Raw genomic sequence first — 17112 nt, 5'->3', positions numbered from 1 at the left:
GCGGTTTTCAGGCAGTGGAGTGGGCATGCGGCAAACATTTTGGATGAGCACGATGGCGGCGCTGCTGGCGCTGGGCACTCTGGCGCCAGCGCAGGCGGCGCGGTTCTACGACGGTAAACCGATGGCCACCACCAGCACCGTCGAGCGCGGCGCGAAAACCATGGACGAGGCGCAGGTGCGCACGGCGCTGGCCCATGTGCCGCAGATCGACGACAGCATAGCCTACGCACCCACGGGTGTGGCCGAGTTCGACGCCATCGAGCATGGCCATGGCAAGCTGGTCGGCTATTTCAATATCGATGGCGATTTATTGCCCGGCAAGCCGGCCGATGCGCCGGCGTTTGCCTATAAAAAAACCTTCGTGGAAAAGGATGGCCATTTCCTCACGGTCACGTATCTGCTTGGCAAGGGCCGGAAAGGGAACCGCGCACCCAGCTATCACATCAAGTGGATCACATGGGAAACGCAGCCGCAGCGCTTTGCCGCCAGCCAGGACGGGCTATTCATCGAGTACAACGTGAGTTGCTGCGTGGGCAGCGTGTATGCCCGTGGCCAGTATGCACAGGGCAAGCGCACGGGGCAGTGGCACTACGAGGAGCCGAACACCATCCGCTCGTTTGGCGCCTTTGTCGATGACAAGGCCGAAGGGCCGTGGACGTATGAAAGCGGCGATGAAACGACGACGGGCATGATGCAGCGTGGCCAGCGCACAGGCCGCTGGGAAGTGAGCCCGGGCGTGGACGAATGGCGCGAAGTGGACATGCACAGTTTCACCGGCTACGACACGTTTGTGAAAGACCGCTTGAACGGCCCCAGCGAACGGCGCATCGACGGCGTGGTGCAATGGCAGGGCAACTATGTCAACGGCAAGAAGCAGGGCCAGTGGGTGGAACCTGGCGGTGGCGGCATGTATGTCGATGACGTGAAACAGGGGCCGTAAAGGCGACGCCGGACGGTGGCTGGCAAATGCTGAGCATGCTCGATTGCAGAAACCGTCTATTAACATAACTGGCATTCCCACGCGACCGCGCACGATTGCGGAATGCCAGTTCTGCGCAAAAAACATCATCTACTTGTTACAAAGCGTGAAAATCCATGCTGGATGTTGCTACTAGTAATCTTTCCCTGTATCTTGCAGTCAGGAAATAAAAGTACAGGAAACCTCGACCTCGTTGCCCTGTCTTGCACTCCTGACGATATGCGCGGGCCGCCTTCCCCCCTGCCGCCGCACACGCCGTATCGATCTGTCCTGAACAATTCACGTGACCCGCCCATCAGGCGTTTGCTGCTATCCCGTTTGGCGGGCGCAGGCATGGTTGCGCCCCTACCAAGGAAAATTGCATGCTGTCGAACATAACAATAAAGATGCGCCTGATTGCCACCATGAGTGTGCTGGGCTTGCTGATCGCCGTGCTCGGCGTCATGAGTATCATCAGCCTGAAATCGGCCAACAACAGCCTCAACGAGGTCTACAGCAATCAGCTGGCATCGACGCAAGCGATCGGCGAATCGCAGATTCTGCTGGGCCGCGCCCGGTTCACAATGGACCGCGTGATGGTGCATCCCGATGCAGCCGACGCCAAGGATATCCTGGCCCGTGCCGAACAATTCATGGAAGCGTCGAACAAGTCCTGGAAGGTGTATTTGGCCTTGCCGCAAAGCGCGGATGAAAAGCGCCTGTCCGACGACATGGACAAGAAGCGCAGCGATTACATGAGCAACGGCTTGCTGGTCATGAGCAAGGCTTTGCGTGAAGGCAATGTCACACAAGCGGACGGTTTGATGATGACGGGACTGACGCCGCTGTACCGCAGCCTGGACCAAGCCGCTGAAACATTGACGCAGTACCAGGCCACTTCGGCCGCCCGCATGTATGCGGAAAGCCAGTCCAGCTATCGCACCCAGTTGGCCATGGCCATCGGCGGCGTGCTGGTGGGTGCATTGCTGACGATTATTTCCAGCATCTTGCTGCTGCGCGCCATCTTCGGCCCGCTGGACCAGGCGCTGCGCCATTTCGGCGCCATTTCCGACGGCAATCTGGCCAATGACATCGTCATCACACGCAACGACGAGATGGGCGCCTTGCTGACGGGCTTGCAGAAGATGCAGGAACGCCTGTCGACCACCGTGCGCGGCGTGCGCGACGGCAGCGGCGCCATCGCCACGGCCAGCAATGAAATCGCTTCGGGCAACCTGGACCTGTCCAGCCGTACGGAGCAGCAAGCATCGAGCCTGGAAGAAACGGCCTCGTCGCTGGAAGAGCTGACCTCGACCGTCAAGCAGAATTCCGACAATGCACGCCAGGCGAACCAGCTGGCCGTGTCGGCCTCGGACGTGGCGGTAAAAGGCGGCGCATTGGTGGCGCAAGTGGTCGATACCATGGGCACCATCAGCGAATCGTCGAAAAAGATCGCCGACATCATCGGCGTGATCGACGGCATCGCCTTCCAGACGAACATCCTGGCCTTGAATGCAGCCGTGGAAGCGGCGCGCGCGGGCGAACAAGGCCGCGGCTTTGCCGTCGTCGCCACCGAAGTGCGCAACCTGGCGCACCGCTCGGCCAGCGCCGCCAAGGACATCAAGCTGCTGATCGAAGCGTCGGTGCAGAACGTGGGCGCCGGTAGCGAACTGGTCAGCCAGACGGGCACGACGATGGACGAGATCGTGGCCAGCATCCGCCGCGTGACGGACATCATGGGCGAAATCAGCGCCGCCGGCCGCGAGCAGGAACTGGGCATCGGCCAGATCAACCAGGCCGTGGCAGAAATGGATACCGTGACGCAACAGAATGCGGCCCTGGTGGAAGAAGCGGCGGCTGCCTCGGAAGCCATGCAGGAACAGGCGGCGGCGCTGGCCGAAATGGTCAGCATCTTCAAGCTCGATGCCAACCATAGCGGTCCTGCCGCCAAGCCTGCCTTGCGCAAGCCTGTCGTGGCCGCCGCCAGCACGGCCTTGAAACGCCCGGCGCTGCGTCTGGCGCCAACCCGCGCCGCGGCAGCACCTGTCGCTGCCGCAAAACCGCGTTCCGCCAAGCCTGCCGCCGACAATAGCGGCGAGTGGGAAGAGTTCTAAATTACTGCGCCGGCAGGGTGGCCTTGCTGCCCTGTTCCTGCAGCAGCGCCGCCTCGGCCAGGGCCTGGGCGCGCGCTTCTTCCGCGGCCTGTTCCGCTTTCTCCAGTGCATCGTGGCGCGCCTGCAAGGCTGCACGCGCGCGCACGAAGACGATCTTGATGGCCGCCATCACGGGCACGGACAGGAAGATGCCGACCACGCCACCCAATTGGTCGCCGGCCAGCAGGCCGACGATCACCATCAGCGGACTCACTTCCACGCCTTCGCTCATCAAGTACGGGTTGACCACGTAATCCTGGAACAAACGGTAGGCGGCGATAAAGCCGATCAGCCAGAACACGTGCTCGAAGCCGCTGAAACCGGCCACGACCACGGCGATGACGGCCGCCGCCAACGGGCCGGCAAACGGGATGAATTCCAGCAAGGCGGCAGCACCGGCCAACAGCAGGCTGTACGGCACGCCCATCAGCGAAAAGGCGATGCTGTAGGACACAAACGTGGCGATCGACAACAGCAGCAGGGCGCGCACATAGCGCGACAGCAAGATGTCGAGGTCATCGATGATGGCGCCCCAGAGTTTCTTGTTCGGGCGGTTCAGCAGGGACAGCAAGCCGTCGCGCATGTCCGGCCCTTCCTTGATCAGCAAAAAGCTCAGCACGGGCACCAGCACCAGATAGATCAGGTTGCTGGCCGCATGCATGACGGTCAAGCCCAGTTCTTTCGCCAGCGGCATCGCTTGTCCCGTACCGCTGCTCAGCTGCGACTGCATGAACGACAGCAGGCGCGCACGCAACGGCTCCATGAATTCCGGCAACGGGATGCGCTCGGCAAAGTTATTGCCCTTGAGCAGGGTCGGCAATTGATCGCTGAGCTTGATCGCTTCTTCCTCGATGCGCGCGCCGAAGATGGAGCCCAGTATCGCCACCAGCAAGATCACCACGAGGAAGACGATGCCGATGGCGGCCGTGCGCGGCAAGCGTTTCGGGCCATGGCGTTCGAGCAGGCCGATCAGCGGATACACGAGATAGCTGAAGAAAATGGCAAAGACCACAACGATCAGGGTCGACGAAACCTTGTAGGTGAGAAACAGCAGGAAGGCGATGAGGAAAGCCGTCCACACCATCTTGGCAACGCGCAAGTTAAAACCGAACATATGAATTCCTTAGGGGCAGGATGCGACGCAAGCGTGACTGGCTTGAAAGGCAGGGTGGGCAAGGCAGGGACAGGGCCGCGCCGCACGGCCGGAAATCATACCGCAAAATGCCAAAATGCCATGTTCTTGTGCGTAATGGCAATGCTTTCCCTATGCGCCTACCTTATTTTTCCCGCCAGCTGGCCACGGTGATGAGCACGCCATCGTCCTTGTTTGGTTCGCGCAAGGTCACCGTATAGCGGCCGCTCGCATCGTTGCCCGTAAACACCACCTTGTCGTCATGGCCCTTTACTTGGGCGCCCTTGGCCAGTTTGGCGTAGGTGTTGAGCACCCAGTGGAAATCGGCATAGCTGCGCAAGGTGATGTCAGCATCGGGCATGGGCTCGTCGCCGGCCTCGGCCGCTTCCGTCGGCGTGCTCATGGGCAAACCGGCCAGGCCCGCCGGTGTGACGATCTTGCCGCCGCTGGAGCTGCTGTTCAATTCCGCATTCGGCAGCAGCAGGTGCAGCAGGCTGGCGGGAAAGCCGGGCGGCACGTCGCGCTGTTCCCAGCCGGGCTGGCCGGGGCGGGTCGTGATGTATTCCACCGCAGCAATGCTTTGCCGCTGTTCCGGCGCAGCCTGTGCCAGTGTGGTCGGCAACTGCCGTGCCCACACGAGCAGCGGTGCGGCCATCTCATCCTCCGCGCCCGGTGGCAGGAACACCGTCAGCACGGCATGCGTGGATGGCAGACAGGCGGGGGCGGCGTCGCCGATGGCGGCCTGGCAATGGCTGTTGACCAGGCCCAGCGCCAACAGCTTGCGTTGCGGATCGAACAGCATGGCGGCGCGCCGTGCACCGTGCGTGCCGGCATCGATGGAGGCCAGCACGGAACGCCCGTCGGGCAGCATGGTGCGCGTGATGTCGTCGAGTGAATACATGCTGTCGAGCACCTGGCGCGCGATCAGGGTGTTGCCCTGCGTATAGCTGCCGCGCGCATAGCCGAGCAGCTTGAAGATGTCGGCGCGGATCTCCGGATGCGCACTCAGGCGCAGTGGCGGCGATGGCACGAGCACGGTGGCGGCCACGAAGGCGGCATCTTCGGCAGAAATGGCTTGTGCCATGCTGGAAAGCGGCAGGCACAGCGCGGCGCACAGCGACAGCATGCGTAGAGTGATTTTTCCTGGGGTGTTCAATGGCCATCCTTGTCGAGACGCCATGCCGGACCGGTTGCCGGCATGCGCGGGCCGCGATCTTAGCATTTCAGGAATAAATCCCTTTCTGCCAAGCTTGGCTATTGAATCACTGTCCCGCTTGCCATGGCCCAGATCTCGTGTGTCGGCGCGGCCAGGAAATTGCGCATGGGAGAGAAGGGCTGCTTCTATACCAGTTCGTTGTACCGAGAAGACCACGCCAAGGTGAGCCGTTTGATCCGCCGCATGCTGGCATTCTTCGAGAGCAAGGACATTCCCTTGACCATCCTCCAGATCGGCGCCCAGGACAGCTGGTACGAGGTGGACCCCGCGCAGCGCGATCCCTGGAAGATTTCTCCGCAAGCCTTGCTGGCGCTGCTCGACGCGACTTCGGACAGCGGTGTTCAGGCGGCGTTCAGCACGTAGCGGTTCTTGCCGCTTTTCTTGGCCTGGTACAAGGATTCATCGGCGCGCCGGTAGCTGTGCGACAAGTCCGCTTCCTTGAGCAGCTCTGCGACGCCGATGCTGACGGACACCTTGCGTTCCGGCACGAAGGCCGCCTCGACGCTGTCGACCAGCTGCGCGGCAAAGGCGCAGGCCGCGTTTTTTTCGCCCAGGTAAATGACGGCAAACTCCTCGCCACCGAGGCGCCCGCACAGGTGCTCGCCAGACAGTTTGGCGATCACGTCGGCGATTTTTTTCAGTACTTCATCGCCCACGTCATGGCCGTACACATCGTTGATCTGCTTGAAGTCGTCGATGTCGATCATCAGGAAATAGGCGGGCGTGCGCGCCGTGCGCTGCAGGGTGCGGGCGCCCTGCGTGAACATGCGGCGATTGTTGAGCCCGGTCAAGCCATCTTTGTAAGCCATCGTCGCCAGCTCGCGCTGGGCACGGTAGTTATGGATGCGCAGGACGAGAAAATAGATATTCAGCGCCAGGCCGATGATGACGCTGATGGTGACGGCCAGCACGGGCCAATGCTGGTCAGCCTGGCCCGCATGCACGGGAAATTGCCCCAGTCCCAGCATGGCCCACACGCACAGGGATACACCGAGGTAATACGCGATGCCGCTGAAGATGGGCGCCGTCGTCAGGGTGATCATCACCCCCAGCGGTAACACCCAGAAAGCAGGGTCTTCCGTGCTCAGCATCAGCACGCGAAAGCCGAACGCGATGAACAGCACACTGATGGTGCCGCTGGCGATAATTGCCTGCAAGGACTTCGCATACACGGTCAGCAGCAGCCCGCCCAGCATGCCCGTCACGCCCAGCGCCGCCTGCGCATGATCGAACGTAGCGCGCGGCAAGGTCAGGCTGAACGTGACCAGCCAGCAAGCCAGGCCAAACGTCAGGATGGCTATCGAAATGAAATGCAGTTCCTTGAAAAAGCGCTGCTGCTGCTCCCGTTCTCCTGAAAAGAACAGGTAATAGAAGGCAGGAGACAGGCTGCGCGAAGTGAACATTCCATTCGTCCAGGCAGACAACAGGCCTTGCGGCAGGGACGCCTCCCGCAACGGCAGGCGGCATGGCGCGCGTACAAAATTAGTTGCGCTCAGGAACTAGTGTACTGGTTTCTTGGGGGGAGTGGGCACGGAGAGCGTGGAAATGCGGCGGTATGGATACAGGTACTGTGAGCGTGATCGCTGCATCCCCGAAGGGCACGGTCTGGACGTTGAAAAAGGAAGCGGCCCTACAAGAGGGCCGCCATGGCAACATCTCGTTGCTGTTATGTCTTAAACGTCAATATTGCCCGCGCGCAGCGCATTGTTTTCGATGAACGCGCGGCGCGGTTCCACGTCATCGCCCATCAGCGTCGTGAAGATTTGATCCGCGGCAATCGCGTCTTCGATCTGCACTTTCAACAAGCGGCGCACGGTTGGGTCCATCGTCGTTTCCCACAGTTGATCCGGGTTCATTTCGCCCAGACCTTTGTAGCGCTGTTTCGAAACCGTGCGTTCGGCTTCGTCGCGCAGCCATTGCATGGCCTGGTGGAAGTCGACCACGGCGATTTCCTTCATGCGCTCGCCTTCGCCGCGGCGGACAAACGCGCCTTCGCCAATCAAGCCTTCGAAGGTGGCGGCGCCGCTGCTCAGTACGGCGTAGTCCGGGCCTTGCACGAAGTCTGCGTCGATGGCGGTGACTTTGACGTTGCCGTGGTACATGCGCTCGATGTGCAGCTTGTGCTTTTCCGACAAATCATCGGAACGCACATGCACGCGCACGGCGCTGTCATTGATGGCCGTCTGCAGGGCCAGGGCGGAGGTTTCCGCCAGGTCCAGGGTCGACAGGTCCAGCTGTACGCCCGTCATGATGGCCGTCAGGGCGGCGCGGTCGATGACGCGTGTCAGACGCGTCATGATGGTGTTCGACAGGTTGAACTTGCGCACCAGTTCCGTCAGTGTCTCGCCGGAAATGCCTTCCGCGCCTTCGCGCGGCACCAGCACGGCCGTGTTCAGCGCCACGGTCATCATGTAGCTCGCTTCTTCGGCATCATCTTTCAGATAGCGCTCGTCGCGGCCGGCTTTCACTTTGTACAGCGGCGGTTGCGCGATGTAGATGTGGCCGCGCTCGACCAGTTGCGGCATCTGGCGGTAGAACAGGGTCAGCAGCAGGGTACGGATGTGGGCGCCGTCGACGTCCGCATCGGTCATGATGATGATGCGGTGGTAGCGCAGTTTCTCGACGTTGAATTCGTCCGGTCCGATCGAGGTGCCGAGCGTGGCGATCAGGGTGGTGATCTGCTCCGACGACAGCATTTTTTCGAAACGGGCTTTTTCCACGTTCAGCACTTTACCGCGCAGCGGCAAAATCGCCTGGAACTTGCGGTCGCGCCCCTGTTTTGCCGAGCCACCTGCCGAGTCACCCTCGACGATGTACAGTTCGCACAGGGCGGGGTCTTTTTCCTGGCAGTCGGCCAGCTTGGCCGACAGGCCCAGGCCGTCCATGATGCCTTTGCGGCGGGTCAGGTCGCGGGCCTTGCGTGCCGCTTCGCGCGCACGTGCCGCTTCGACGATCTTGCCGCAAATGATCTTGGCGTCGTTTGGTTTTTCTTGCAGGTAATCTGCCAGGGTCTTGGCGACGATTTCTTCGACCGGGCCGCGCACTTCGCTCGATACCAGCTTGTCTTTCGTCTGCGACGAGAATTTCGGCTCCGGCACTTTGACCGACAGCACGCAGGTCAGGCCTTCGCGCATGTCGTCGCCGTTGATTTCCACTTTCGCCTTTTTTGCGAACTCGTGTTCATCGATGTATTTGTTGATGACGCGCGTCATCGCCGCGCGCAGGCCCGTCAAATGGGTGCCGCCGTCGCGTTGCGGGATGTTATTCGTGAAGCACAGCACCTGTTCATTGTAGGCATCGTTCCACTGCATCGACACGTCGACCGAGATGTTCGTGTTCTGGTCCGACATGCGCTCGCCCGTGGCCTGGAAAATGGTCGGGTGCAAGACCGACTTGGCCTTGTTGATGTACTCGACGAAGCCGCGCGTGCCGCCTTCGAAGGCAAACACTTCTTCCTTGCCCGTGCGCTGGTCGGACAACTTGATGTTGACGCCATTGTTCAGGAAGGACAGTTCGCGGATGCGCTTGGCCAGGATTTCGTAGTGGAATTCCACGTGCGTGAAAATCTCTTCGTCAGCCCAGAAATGCACGTCGGTGCCGCGCTTGTCCGTTTCGCCGATGACACGGATCGGGGAGGTGGCGATGTCGCCGACCATGACGATCTGGCGGTCTTGCGGCACGCCGCGCACGAATTCCATGTGATGCACTTTGCCATCGCGGCGGATGGTCAGTTTCAGCAGTTTCGACAGGCCATTCACGCAGGACACGCCCACGCCGTGCAAACCGCCCGAGACTTTATACGAGTTCTGGTCGAACTTGCCGCCCGCATGCAATTCGGTCATGACGATTTCCGCCGCCGAACGCTTCGGATCGTGCTTGTCGTCCATTTTCAGGCCGGTCGGCACGCCGCGGCCATTGTCGGTGATCGAGATCGAATTGTCGCTGTGGATGGTGACGTGGATTTCCGTGCAGTGGCCGGCCAGCGATTCATCGATGGAGTTGTCCAGCACTTCGAATACCAGATGGTGCAAGCCGGTGCCGTCCGAGGTGTCGCCAATGTACATACCCGGGCGTTTGCGTACGGCTTCCAGGCCTTCCAGGATCTGGATGGAGGCGGCGCCGTATTCTTCCGTTTTGGCCTGGATCGGGGTGTCTTGTGGATTCTCGGACATGGACTGCTTTCTCAAATAACGATTGCTGATTGATTCGGGGCTGCTGGCTGATGACCGTAGGTCGGGTTAGCCGGAACGGCGTAACCCGACGGGCGGCGATTCAGCATGTCGGATTACGCTGCGCTAATCCGACCTACGTCACTGCTGTGGTCTTTAGATGCGCATCGGCATGACGACATACTTGAAGTCGGCATTGTCGGGGATGGAGATCAGGGCGGACGAGTTCGAATCACCGAGCGCGATGTTGACGTATTCGCATTTCAGGTTGTTCAGCACGTCCAGCAGATACGTCACGTTGAAGCCGATGTCGACGGAGTCGCCGCCGTAGTCGATTTCCAGCTCTTCGACGGCTTCTTCCTGGTCCGCATTGGTCGAGCTGATCTTCATGCTGCCCGGGGTGATGATGCAGCGCACGCCCTTGAACTTGTCGCTGGTCATGATGGCGGCACGTTGCAGCGAGCGCAGCAGTTCATCGCGGCCGATGGTGAAGCCGTTTTTGTAGCCTTTTGGAATTACGCGCGTGTAGTCGGGGAACTTGCCTTCCACCAGCTTCGAGATCAGCTCGATGTCGGCAAAGGTCAGTTTCACCTGATTGGCGGCGATGTCCAGCTGGACCGGCTCATCGTTCTCTTCCAGCAGACGCTGCAGTTCGATGATGGTCTTGCGCGGAATAATCACTTCCTGGCGCGCGAACGTCTGCTCGGTGGCGACCTGGCAAAACGCCAGACGGTGGCCGTCGGTGGCCACGGCGATCACATTATTGCCATCCAGAACCAGCAGCAAGCCGTTCAGGTAGTAGCGGATGTCTTGCTGCGCCATTGAGAAATGCACCATGTTGAACAGGTGTTTCAGCGTTTTCTGGGGCAGGGTGACGGACGCGTTGTAGCTTTCCGCCTGTTGCACGGTTGGGAACTCTTCCGCCGCCAGGGTTTGCAGGGCGAAACGCGACTTGCCCGTTTGCACGGTCAGGCGTTTGTTCAGCAGGGTCATCGTGACGTCGCCCGATTCGGGCAGGGCGCGCAGGATGTCCAGCAGCTTGCGCGCGGCCACGGTGGTGCCGGTGACGTCCGCGCCGGAGCCGATTTCCGCGTGCGTGGTGATCTGCACTTCGGTGTCGGTCGACAGGAAGGAGACATTTTCACCGTCTTTGCGGATGAGGATATTGGCCAGAATCGGCATAGTGTGCCGACGCTCGACAATACCGCTCACGATCTGCAGTGGCCGGAGAAGGGTATCTCGGGTGGTTTTGACCAATTGCATATTTATCCTCAATGTATAGGTTGAACAGTACGACGTTTAACGTATTAATTTAACAATTCTTGCCATAGGGAGCCCCGACAGACCGGCTGCGGTGCCCTCCCAGATGATAAGGGTAAAGCACGTTTTGAGCCAGTCTTGCTCAAGCGGCGCTTAGCCTTTTAATGTTTGCTCCAGCACATGCAATTCATGGTTGCATTCCGGATTCTTGGTGCGGTCCAGCGCGATCTTGCGCACGGCATGCAGCACCGTGGTGTGGTCGCGGCCGCCGAACAGCTCGCCGATCTCCGGCAGGCTCTTCTGTGTCAATTCCTTGGCCAGGTACATGGCGATCTGGCGCGGCCGGGCGATATTCGCGGGGCGGCGTTTCGAATACATGTCGGCAACCTTGATATTGAAGAAGTCGGCCACCGTTTTCTGGATGTTTTCCACGGAAATCTGGCGGTTCTGCACCGACAGCAAGTCCTTCAGGGCTTCCTTGACGATATCGATGGTGATGTCTTTGCCATGGAATCGCGAGTACGCGAGGATCTTGCGCAGCGCGCCTTCGAGCTCGCGCACGTTCGAGCGCAAGTGCTTGGCGACAAAGAAGGCCACGTCGTCGGAGAAGGTCACGCCTTCCTGCTTGGCTTTTTTCAACAGAATCGCCACGCGCATTTCCAGTTCCGGCGGTTCGATGGCCACCGTCAGGCCCGAGTCGAAGCGCGAGATCAACCGGTCGTCCATGCCCGTGATTTCCTTCGGATACGTATCCGAGGTGATGATGATCTGTTTCTTTGCGGCAATTAATGCCTCGAACGCATAGAAGAACTCTTCCTGCGTGCGGCTCTTGCCGCCAAAGAACTGGATATCATCGATCAGCAGCATATCGAGCGAGTGATAGTAGTGCTTGAAATCGTCGAAACCCTTGCGCTGGTAAGCGGTCACTACGTCGCGAACGTACTGTTCCGCGTGGATGTAGCGAATTTTTGCGCCCGGATTGTCGGCCATCACCTGGTTGCCGATCGCGTGGATCAAGTGGGTTTTACCCAGGCCGACGCCGCCGTAGAAGAACAGCGGGTTATACGACACGCCCGGATTGTTCGCCACCTGGATGGCGGCGGCGCGTGCCAATTGGTTGGCCTTGCCTGTCACGAAGCTGTCGAAGGTCAGGTCGGTGTTGATGCGGCTCTGCTCGCGGCGCGGCGCCGCGCCGATGCTCAGTTCCGGCACGCTGGGCTGCGGCTCCGCGGCGCGCGCGCTGGGCGCGCCGCCATTCGGATCGCTGGCCGGGGTGCTGGCGGCAACGGGCTTCTTCGGCAAGGCCAGGCGCGGGTCGAGCACGAACTGCACTTCCGTCGGCGCTTCGAAGTACTGAATGGCCAGGGCAGTGATGCGGCTGGCGAACTGGGTCTTGACCCAATCGAGCTTGAAGCGATTGGGCGCAGCAATGCGCAGCTTGCCCTCTTCGTAATCGAGAGGGATAAGCGGTTTGATCCACGCACTGAATTGTTGCGGTGTCAGCTCCAGTTCCAACTGCGCGGAACAGGCCTGCCAGAAATTATCCATGTATGTCTATGTGAAAAGGTGTGGGAGGGCGTATCGATTCTGCCCTGCGTTCACCGTGTTGCAAGGCCGGCGTCGCGCGAGGGCTCGCCACACGTAACGCGCTATTCTACTCCCGACTGAGAAAGTTATCCACAGGCACGACGCTTATTTTTCTGTGGCGGGGTGGGGCGCCATGTGCATAAGAGGCGACTTATCCCCCGGTTATCCCGTCACAAGCAGTGCTGGCGCGGCCTGTGGCGGGGCCTTGCAAGCAGATGGGGGCCGGCGCGCAAATTTCCAGGCGATCACGGCAATCCTTGACAAGAGGGGGGCATATGCTGAATAATTCAGGGTTCCCCGCCCGTATTCCGTGTTTATTCATTTGGAACGACAATATGGACTAAGCGTGGATTAAGCGGGCGATGAGATTGGCCAGCTTGTGCCTTGGCATAAGTGCGCGATTGTCATTGGCACCAAAAACTGACGGGACGTCAGACCCGATTTTGCATTTTTTTTGTTTTTAGCGAGACCAACATGAAACGTACTTACCAACCTTCCGTCGTTCGCCGCAAGCGTACGCACGGCTTCCGCGCTCGTATGGCTACCCGTGGTGGCCGTGATGTGCTCAACGCACGTCGCGCAAAGGGCCGCAAACGTCTGGCCGTCTAGGCTTGTCGTTGACAGCTGATCGCGTGGCTAGCTGTACTCCAGTCGGCAATCAACGCGAAGGTTCACACGACTTCGCGCGCGTTCGGCGTATCGTTAAAACGGATGAATTTTCATCCGTTTTTCGTTTGCGCCCTTCGCAAAAAACAGCGCATTTTGTGCTGTACACCCGACACAATCAATTGCCGCATGCGCGGCTGGGCGTCGTTGTGGCGAAGCGTTTCGCGCCGCGCGCGGCGACCCGCAACACGATCAAGCGCGTCACGCGCGAGCTGTTTCGCAACAGCGCGATGCCGCCGGTCGACTGCGTGGTGCGTTTGTCGCGCGCCGTCAACAGCAAGGATGGCCCGGCCACCACGACCAAGCTCAAAGCCGAGCTGCGTGAAGAATTGAGCCGCCTGTTCGCGGCGCAAATCGCCGCCCAGGCCCGTTCTGTTGCTGCGCCACCACCATCCGCGCCATGAAAACCCTGCTGCTGTTCCTGCTGCGCGCTTATCAGTTGCTGATCAGCCCCATGCTGGGACAGAATTGCCGTTTCTATCCGAGCTGTTCGCATTACGCGATGGAAGCGCTGCGCGTGCACGGTACGGCCAAGGGCAGCCTGCTGGCTGCCAAGCGCCTGTGCCGTTGCCACCCCTGGAATGAAGGGGGCGTCGACCCGGTGCCGCCGGCCGACGGTAAACAATCTTCAACGACCGCTTGCGGTTGCAACCACTCCTGACAAATACCCTAATGGATATCAATAAACGTACCATCCTGTGGATCGTGTTTTCCGTCTCGCTGGTAATTCTCTGGAACGAATGGATGATCTCGAACGGCAAGCCGTCGATGTTCTCCGCGAACACGGAACAAACCGCCAAGGCGCCTGTCACCCCGGCCAAGACGGACGCCCTGGCTGCCGCGGCTGCCGGCGCAGCCGCCGTGCCTGGCGAAGCGACCGATCCCGCCGCGTTCAAGCGCGAAGTGATTACCATCACCACCGACGTCATCAAGGTCGACATCGACACCCTGGGCGGCCAGGTCAAGCGTCTGGAATTGCTGAAGTTCAAGGGCGCGGGCAATCCGGGCTGGTTCGGCGGCTGCTTCGGCCTGTTCAAATGGTGCCAGCCTGACGATGGCAAGCAAAACGAAGTGCTGTTCGACGAAGGCGCGAACCGCACCTATCTGGCGCAGTCGGGCCTGGTCGGCGGTCCATTTCCCACCCACGCGAGCGGTTTCACCGTACAGCCTGGCGTGCGCACCCTCGGCGACGGCAAGCAAGTGCAACTGGTGATGGAAGCGGTCGAAGGCGGCGTCAAGCTGACCAAGACGTTTACCTTCAAGCGCGGCGACTACGTCATCGACGTGCGCCACGACGTGGCCAACGTGGGCGCAGCGCCCGTGACGCCGCAGCTGTATCTGCAACTGACGCATGACGGCAACAAGCCGGTCGGCGACTCCTTCTTCAACAGCAGTTTCACGGGTCCGACCCTGTATACGCCGCAAGACAAGTACCAGAAGCTGACGTTCGAGAAAATCGAAAAAGCGGCAGTGGAAGACGAGAAGAAGGGCAACGACAACGCCATGAAGGGCCTGCATCCGGCCACGGCGAATGGCGGCTGGTTTGCGATTTCGCAACACTTCTTCGTCTCGGCTTTCGTTCCGCCTGAAAACGCCAAGCGCGACATCTTCACGAAGAAGGTCGGCACCAACTTGTACGCCATCGGCAACGTGCTGCCACTGCCTACCCTGGCGCCAGGCGCCTCGGCCAGCATGGATAGCAAGCTGTATTCGGGTCCGCAAATCGCCCACCTGCTCGAACCGGTCTCGCCTGGCCTGGAACTGGTCAAGGATTACGGCTGGCTGACCATCATCGCCAAGCCGATGTTCTGGGTCATGGAACAGATCCACAGCGTGCTGGGCAACTGGGGCTGGACCATCATCGCCTTCACGATCCTGATCAAGCTGGCGTTCTTCCCGCTGTCGGCCGCCGGCTACCGCAGCATGGCCAAGATGAAACTGGTCACGCCGAAGATGCAAGCGATTCGCGAGCGCTACAAAGGCGATCCGCAAAAGATGAACCAGGCCACGATGGAGCTGTACAAGACGGAAAAGATCAATCCGCTGGGCGGCTGCCTGCCGATCCTGATCCAGATGCCCGTCTTTATCGCCCTGTACTGGGTGCTGAACGCGTCCGTGGAAATCCGCGGCGCGCCATGGATCGGCTGGATTACCGACCTGGCCCAGCATGACCCATGGTGCATCCTGCCAGTGCTGTACGCGATCTCGATGTACATCACGACCAAGCTGAACCCGGCTCCTGCCGATCCGATGCAAGCGAAGATGATGCTGTTCATGCCACTGGCATTCTCGGTGATGTTCTTCTTCTTCCCGTCGGGCTTGGTACTCTACTGGGTCGTCAACAACGTCCTGTCGATCGGCCAGCAATGGGTGATCACCAAGAAATACGCGCCTGCCGCCAAGTAATTCCGGCCAGCGAACAGAAAGCCCGCCTAGTGCGGGCTTTTTAATTCTTGTAGGCCGGATTGGCGTGGCAAGGCCACGCGTAATCCGACACTAGCGCCAGCGTGTGCTGCGTCGGCTTACACGCTGCGCGCTAAGCCGACCTACGTTGCTGCACTTCCCTTGCCGTACCTATTACAATATCCCCATGAAACTCGACTCTTCCCCTATCGCCGCCATTGCCACCGCTCCCGGTCGCGGCGGCATCGGCGTGGTACGCGCCTCCGGCAAAAACCTCGCTCCCTTAATGACGGCCCTGTTCGGCGCACAGCAATTGAAACCGCGCCACGCCACCTATCTGCCATTCACGGAAGCCGATGGCAGCATCATCGACCAGGGCATCGCCATCCACTTCAAGGGTCCGCATTCGTACACGGGCGAAGACGTGCTGGAATTGCAGGGGCACGGCGGCCCCATCGTGCTGCAGTTGCTGCTGGCGCGCGTGCTGGAAGCGGGCAAGGACAGCGGCTTGCGCCTGGCCGAACCGGGCGAATTCACGCGCCGCGCTTTTCTCAATGACAAGCTGGACCTGGCGCAAGCGGAAGCCGTGGCCGACCTGATCGACGCTTCCACGGAAGCGGCGGCCAAGTCCGCTTCGCAATCGCTGTCGGGCGCGTTCTCGAACACGATACATGCGCTGGTGGAGCAGGTGACGGGCTTGCGCATGCTGGTCGAAGCGACCCTGGATTTCCCGGAAGAGGAAATCGACTTCTTGGAAAAATCGAATGCGCGCGGTCAATTGAAGGCCGTGATCGAAGCGTTGAACAAAGTGTTTGCGCAGGCGGCGCAGGGCGCGCTGCTGCGCGAAGGTCTCAATGTCGTGCTGGCCGGCCAGCCGAACGTGGGTAAATCGTCGCTGCTGAACGCGCTGGCGGGCGCCGACGTGGCGATCGTCACGCCGATCGCCGGCACCACGCGCGACAAGGTCAGCGAAACCATCCAGATCGAAGGCATTCCGCTCAACATCATCGACACGGCCGGCATCCGCAGCGCGGGCGACACCATCGACGCCGTTGAGCGCATCGGCATCGAGCGCACCTGGGGAGAGATCGGCAAGGCCGACGTGATCCTGCACTTGCTGGACGCTGACCACGGCCCGACCCTGGCCGATGAAACCATCGTCGCCGCCTTCCCCGAAGGCGTGCCCGTGGTGCGCGTGTGGAACAAGATTGATCTGTCCGGGCATAAACCCGGCGTCGACAGCATGCCGGACGCCACTCACGTGTATCTGTCGGCGCACGAGCACATCGGCATCGACTTGCTGCGCGCCGAGCTGCTGCGCATCGCCGGCTGGCAGCAGACGGGCGAATCGCTGTACCTGGCGCGCGAACGCCATCTGATCGCCTTGAAATCGGCCGGCAAGCATCTCGATATCGCCGCCGCGCATGCGGCGCAGGACGACCAGTCGCTGGACCTGTTCGCGGAAGAGCTGCGCCTGGCGCAGGTGCAATTGTCGAGCATCACGGGCGAGTTTTCGCCTGACGATCTGCTGGGCGTGATCTTCAGCCGTTTCTGCATTGGCAAATAAG

The 17112-nt window shown here is 60.5% G+C and carries 14 protein-coding genes; 8 read left to right on the top strand and 6 right to left on the bottom strand.

What is annotated here, in order from left to right; all coding sequences use genetic code 11:
* Positions 1 to 25 precede the first annotated feature (25 nt).
* Positions 26 to 940, top strand: coding sequence for a toxin-antitoxin system YwqK family antitoxin (locus KO538_RS18860; protein ID WP_219329302.1), 915 nt, complete (start codon positions 26 to 28; stop codon positions 938 to 940).
* Between the two features lie 401 nt (positions 941 to 1341).
* Positions 1342 to 3072, top strand: coding sequence for a methyl-accepting chemotaxis protein (locus KO538_RS18855; RefSeq protein WP_219329301.1), 1731 nt, complete (start codon positions 1342 to 1344; stop codon positions 3070 to 3072).
* Position 3073: 1 nt separating this feature from the next.
* Here KO538_RS18855 and KO538_RS18850 read toward each other — a convergent pair whose 3' ends face one another.
* On the bottom strand, positions 3074 to 4225 hold the full coding sequence (locus KO538_RS18850) for an AI-2E family transporter (RefSeq protein ID WP_219329300.1): 1152 nt from the start codon (positions 4223 to 4225) through the stop codon (positions 3074 to 3076).
* Between the two features lie 163 nt (positions 4226 to 4388).
* Entirely contained in the window at positions 4389 to 5399 is a 1011-nt protein-coding gene (locus tag KO538_RS18845; protein ID WP_219329299.1) for a hypothetical protein, read from the bottom strand.
* Between the two features lie 165 nt (positions 5400 to 5564).
* Here KO538_RS18845 and KO538_RS18840 point away from each other — a divergent pair, with 165 nt between their 5' ends.
* A complete protein-coding gene (locus tag KO538_RS18840; protein WP_219329298.1) occupies positions 5565 to 5822 on the top strand; it encodes a hypothetical protein in 258 nt (85 codons plus the stop codon).
* Here KO538_RS18840 and KO538_RS18835 read toward each other — a convergent pair.
* The 4 genes from KO538_RS18835 to dnaA form a co-directional block, all read right to left on the bottom strand.
* Positions 5801 to 6862, bottom strand: a complete 1062-nt coding sequence (locus KO538_RS18835; RefSeq protein WP_219329297.1) for a GGDEF domain-containing protein — start codon at positions 6860 to 6862, stop codon at positions 5801 to 5803. The genes KO538_RS18840 and KO538_RS18835 overlap by 22 nt on opposite strands.
* A 270-nt stretch (positions 6863 to 7132) precedes the next feature.
* The gene (gene gyrB / locus KO538_RS18830) at positions 7133 to 9631 is read right to left on the bottom strand and encodes a DNA topoisomerase (ATP-hydrolyzing) subunit B (protein WP_034754344.1); all 2499 of its coding nucleotides are present in this window, start codon (positions 9629 to 9631) and stop codon (positions 7133 to 7135) included.
* Positions 9632 to 9784: 153 nt separating this feature from the next.
* Complete coding sequence (dnaN, locus tag KO538_RS18825) at positions 9785 to 10891, bottom strand: DNA polymerase III subunit beta (RefSeq protein WP_219329296.1); 1107 nt, start codon at positions 10889 to 10891, stop codon at positions 9785 to 9787.
* Between the two features lie 150 nt (positions 10892 to 11041).
* A complete protein-coding gene (gene dnaA / locus KO538_RS18820; RefSeq protein WP_034754339.1) occupies positions 11042 to 12436 on the bottom strand; it encodes a chromosomal replication initiator protein DnaA in 1395 nt (464 codons plus the stop codon).
* 513 nt (positions 12437 to 12949) lie between these two features.
* Here dnaA and rpmH point away from each other — a divergent pair.
* The 5 genes from rpmH (at position 12950) to mnmE (ending at position 17111) form a co-directional block, all read left to right on the top strand.
* The gene (rpmH, locus tag KO538_RS18815; RefSeq protein ID WP_010401996.1) at positions 12950 to 13084 is read left to right on the top strand and encodes a 50S ribosomal protein L34; all 135 of its coding nucleotides are present in this window, start codon (positions 12950 to 12952) and stop codon (positions 13082 to 13084) included.
* A gap of 23 nt (positions 13085 to 13107) precedes the next feature.
* Positions 13108 to 13545 (top strand): ribonuclease P protein component, encoded by a 438-nt coding sequence (gene rnpA, locus KO538_RS18810; RefSeq protein WP_099403828.1) that lies wholly within the window; start codon positions 13108 to 13110, stop codon positions 13543 to 13545.
* A complete protein-coding gene (yidD, locus tag KO538_RS18805) occupies positions 13542 to 13802 on the top strand; it encodes a membrane protein insertion efficiency factor YidD (RefSeq protein ID WP_034754335.1) in 261 nt (86 codons plus the stop codon). Before rnpA ends, yidD begins: the two co-directional genes overlap by 4 nt.
* Positions 13803 to 13813: 11 nt before the next feature.
* Entirely contained in the window at positions 13814 to 15547 is a 1734-nt protein-coding gene (gene yidC, locus KO538_RS18800) for a membrane protein insertase YidC (protein ID WP_070301977.1), read from the top strand.
* A gap of 184 nt (positions 15548 to 15731) precedes the next feature.
* Entirely contained in the window at positions 15732 to 17111 is a 1380-nt protein-coding gene (mnmE, locus tag KO538_RS18795) for a tRNA uridine-5-carboxymethylaminomethyl(34) synthesis GTPase MnmE (RefSeq protein WP_128140537.1), read from the top strand.
* The last annotated feature ends 1 nt before the right edge of the window (position 17112 follow it).

Source organism: Janthinobacterium sp. NKUCC08_JDC (genome assembly GCF_019345575.1).
In the GTDB taxonomy this organism is placed as follows: Bacteria; Pseudomonadota; Gammaproteobacteria; order Burkholderiales; family Burkholderiaceae_D; genus Janthinobacterium; species Janthinobacterium aestuarii.
The sequence above is the reverse complement of the archived record's forward strand: the minus strand, read 5'-3'. Positions and strand labels throughout refer to the sequence as shown.